Source organism: Propioniciclava sp. (genome assembly GCF_036744435.1).
In the GTDB taxonomy this organism is placed as follows: Bacteria; Actinomycetota; Actinomycetes; order Propionibacteriales; family Propionibacteriaceae; genus Propioniciclava.
On sequence record NZ_DAIOIA010000155.1, the window covers coordinates 1 to 3,790 of the forward strand.

Here is a 3,790-nt window from a genome sequence, read left to right on the forward strand (position 1 = left end):
CGCAGGGGCGCTCGGCCGGGTTCCCCTACCGGGAGGCCGTGCGGCTGACACCGCGGGGCGCGGAGTCGGCCAGCCACGGCGCGACACCCGAGGCCGCGGCCGTCGAGCCGTCGCCGCGTCGCGTGGAAGGTGGTGGCGCGGAGGGCTGCGTCGCCGTGCCCGCGGGGCGTCATCGGCTCACCCTGCGCTACCGCTGCCGGGAGACGGGGCTGTACGGGGAGGCGCCGTTCGTGGAGGAATGGAAGCCGCTGCATCCGCGCCTGCACGACCTGCGCACCCGCGAGGTGATCGCGCAGACGCCCGGGTGCGTCGTGGCGGCCCGGGAGGTCACCGTCGCGCAGATGCGGGCCTTCGCCGACGCGACCGGTCACGCCTGGCCGGTGCCCGTGGGGGCGTCCGAGGACGAACCAGCGACCGGGGTCTCCCTGGAGGATGCGCGCGCCTACTGCGCGTGGGCGGGCGGGCGGCTGCCCGACGAGTTCGAGTGGCAACTCACCGCGCAGGCCTGCGACGACTGGCGCGGCGAGACCGCCGTGTGGAACTGGACCGAGAGCGAGCACTCCGACGGACGCAGCCGGTTCGCGATCCTGCGGGGCGGCTCCGACTCCGCCATCGAGGGCTCGGAATGGTACGTGGAGCAGGGACGCCAAGGCCCCGACTTCGCGCTGAAGTACCTGCGCAAGGGCTTCGACCTGGACCGCAACGTCCGCACCGGGTTCCGGATCGCGTTCGACGCCGCGGGCGGCCGATGATGGGCCAGCTCGACGGGGTGCGGGTGATCGACGCGAGCACGCTGTTCGCGGGCCCGCTGGCGGCGATGCACCTGGGCGACCTGGGTGCCGAGGTCATCAAGGTGGAGAACCCGCGGCGTCCGGACGGGTCGCGCGGGCACGGCCCCAGCAAGGACGGGCACAACCTGTGGTGGAAGACGCTGGGCCGCAACAAGCGCACCGTCGGCATCGACCTGAGCACCCCGGGCGGGCAGGAGGTGTTCACCCGGCTCGCGGCGTCCGCGGACATCGTGATCGAGAACTTCCGCCCCGACACCCTCGAGAAGTGGGGGCTGGGCTACGACGTCCTCGCCGCCGAGAACCCGGGGCTGATCCTGGCGCGGATCACCGGGTTCGGGCAGGTGGGACCGATGCGGCGCCGCGCCGGGTTCGGGACGCTCGCCGAGGCGATGAGCGGGTTCGCGTCGTTGACGGGCGAGCCCGACGGGCCGCCCACGCTGCCCGCGTTCGGCCTGGCGGACGGCGTCACCTCGCTGGCGGCCGCGTTCGCCCTGGCCACCGCCCTGTTCACCCGCGAGCGCACCGGGCGTGGCCAGGTGATCGACCTGGCCATCGTGGAGCCGCTCATGGCGATCCTCGGGCCGCAGGTGAGCCGGTTCGACCAGGTGGGCACGGTGCAGCCGCGCACCGGGAACCGGTCGAGCAACAACGCCCCCCGCAACATCTACCCGACCGCGGACGGCTCGTGGGTGGCGGTGTCCACGTCGTCCCAATCGATCGCCGAGCGGGTGCTGACGTTGGTGGGCCACCCCGAGGTGTGCCAGGAGCCGTGGTTCGCGGCCGGGGCGACCCGCGCCGAGCACGCCGACGAGCTGGACGCACTGGTCGGGGGCTGGATCGCCGCCCGTCCGCGCGACGTGGTGATCGAGGAGTTCACCCGGGCCCAAGCCGCGATCGCGCCGATCTACACCGCCGCGGACATCGTCGCCGAGGAGCAGTTCGCCGCGATCGGGGCGATCCGCCGCGTCGAGGACCCCGACCTGGGCCCGCTGCTGATGGCCGGGGGCCTGTTCCGCTCCACCGAGGGCGACGCCGAGATCGCGTTCACCGGCCGCCCCCCGGGAGCGGACACGGACGCCGTCTTGGGGGAGTTGGGCCTCACCGGCGACGAGTTGGCCGCCCTCCGCACCCAAGGGGCCGTCGCGTGACCACCCCACCCGCCGAGGACTGAGCCCCAGCCCGCCGAGGACTGAGGCTTGGAGCATTGAGGACTGAGCCCCAGCCCGCCGAGGACTGAGGTTTGAAGCATTGAGGACTGAGCCCCAGCCCGCCGAGGACTGAGGTTTGAAGCAATGAGGACTGCAGCCCAGCCCGCCGAGGACTCCGGGCGTCAGAAGGTGACAGAAAGGACGACGATGTGATCGCACTCACCTGGTTGTATGCGCCGGCGGACCGGCCGGACCTGGTCGCCAAGGCGCTCGCCGGGCCCGCCGACGTCGTGATCATCGACCTGGAGGACGCGGTCGCCAAGGCCGCCAAGGACGCGGCTCGCACCCGGCTGCCGGACCTGCTCGCTGCCCACCCGGGACGCCCGGTACAGGTGCGCGTCAACGCGCCGGGGACGCCGTGGGCCGAGGACGATCTTCGGGCAGTCGCAGCGCTCGGGGACGCCGTGGAGGTCCGCGTCCCGAAGGTGGAGTCGCCCGACCAGGTCGAACGCATCCACGCGACGGTGCGGCGTCCGATCCACGCCCTGCTGGAGACCCCGCTTGCCATCGAGCGGGCGTTCGAGATCGCCGGGTCCGGCGTCGCCTCCCTGGGCCTGGGGGAGGCCGATCTGCGGTCGGCGCTGGGGGTCGGCTCGTCGGCCGACCTGGGCTGGCAGCGCGCCCGCGTCGTGAACGCGGCGGCCGCGGCAGGCCTGACACCGCCCGCGATGTCGGTCTACGCGCAGGTGTCGGACGCCGACGGGCTGGCCGCGTCCTGCCGGACCGGGCGCGCCGCGGGATTCCTGGGACGCGCGGCGATCCACCCCCGGCAACTCCCCGTCATCGTCGCGGCCTTCCTGCCGACCCCGGAGGAGACGGCGCGCGCCCGCGGGATCGTCGACGGCTTCGCCGCGGCGAACGAGGCAGGCGGCGGCACGTTCGTGATGCCCGATGGGACGTTCATCGACGTGGCCATGATCCGCGCGGCGCGACGGACCCTCGAACTCGGCGAGCGCGCCGACGCCTGAACGCGGCGACGCCCGCGTGCTCCGAGCCAACGCCGCGTCCGCCCTATTCCGACTGACCCAGCGCGGCGGCCGCTTTCTGCGACAGCCCCCGTGCGGCGGACGCCCTATTCGGACAGCCCCAGCGCGGCGTGGGAGTGGCGGATGTGCTCGGCGCTCAGGCGTCCGGCGAGGTCGACGTCACCGGCTCGGATCGCCTCGACGATCGCCCGATGCTCGGCGGTGAGTTCGTCGCGCAGCGTGTCCCAGTCGGGGGCGACGTGCTCGGCGGCCAGCAGCAGCGAGGTGACGGTCTCGCGGATCGCGACGGTCAGGTCCCGCACCAGCCGGTTGTGTCCCATCCGGGCCATGGTCAGGTGAAATGCGGTGTCGAGGTCGTTGAAGGCCAGCGCGGGGGTGTCGATCATCTGGGCTACGAGGCCGTCGAGTTCCGCCAGCGCGGTCTCGTCGGGTTGCTCGGCGGCCACCTCGGCTGACGCCCGCTCCAGCACCATGCGGGTGTGGGTGAGTTCGCGGTTGGAGATGGTGTCGAGGGCCACGTGGAGCTTCAGCATGTGACCGAACGCGTCCCCGGGCTCGCTGGCGACCCGCGTCCCGCCCGCCGCCCCTGGCAGTGTCACGATGACGCCCTGGGCGCGCAGCACCTTCATGGCCTCGCGCACTGCGCTGCGGCTGGCCCCCAGCCGGGACGCCAACTCGCGTTCGTTCGGTAGTCGCGTCCCGGGAGCGACGTGTCCCTGCAGGATCTCGCCGGTGAGGTAGTCCAGGACGACTTCGTATCCACCCACCACAGCCGCCATGGCCCCCATTGTGGCGGATGCGAGGC

At 73.2% G+C, this 3,790-nt stretch carries 4 protein-coding genes; 3 read left to right on the forward strand and 1 reads right to left on the reverse strand.

Annotated features, from left to right (window positions below; genetic code table 11):
• The 3 genes from V7E09_RS14110 to V7E09_RS14120 form a co-directional block, all read left to right on the forward strand.
• A partial coding sequence (locus V7E09_RS14110) for a formylglycine-generating enzyme family protein (RefSeq protein WP_324523578.1) occupies positions 1-752 on the forward strand: 752 nt, incomplete at its 5' end.
• Complete coding sequence (locus V7E09_RS14115) at positions 749-1,939, forward strand: CaiB/BaiF CoA transferase family protein (RefSeq protein ID WP_324512399.1); 1,191 nt, start codon at positions 749-751, stop codon at positions 1,937-1,939. The genes V7E09_RS14110 and V7E09_RS14115, both read left to right, overlap by 4 nt.
• 209 nt (positions 1,940-2,148) lie before the next feature.
• The gene (locus V7E09_RS14120; RefSeq protein WP_324512398.1) at positions 2,149-2,967 is read left to right on the forward strand and encodes an HpcH/HpaI aldolase/citrate lyase family protein; all 819 of its coding nucleotides are present in this window, start codon (positions 2,149-2,151) and stop codon (positions 2,965-2,967) included.
• A 104-nt stretch (positions 2,968-3,071) separates the two neighbouring features.
• Here the strand turns inward: V7E09_RS14120 and V7E09_RS14125 are convergent.
• A partial coding sequence (locus V7E09_RS14125; RefSeq protein WP_324523579.1) for a FadR/GntR family transcriptional regulator occupies positions 3,072-3,790 on the reverse strand: 719 nt, incomplete at its 5' end.

What these genes read in the sequence shown, in the direction of transcription:
- V7E09_RS14115 (WP_324512399.1), top strand. Translation starts at nt 749, where the DNA reads ATGATGGGCCAGCTCGACGGGGTGCGGGTGATCGACGCGAGCACGCTG.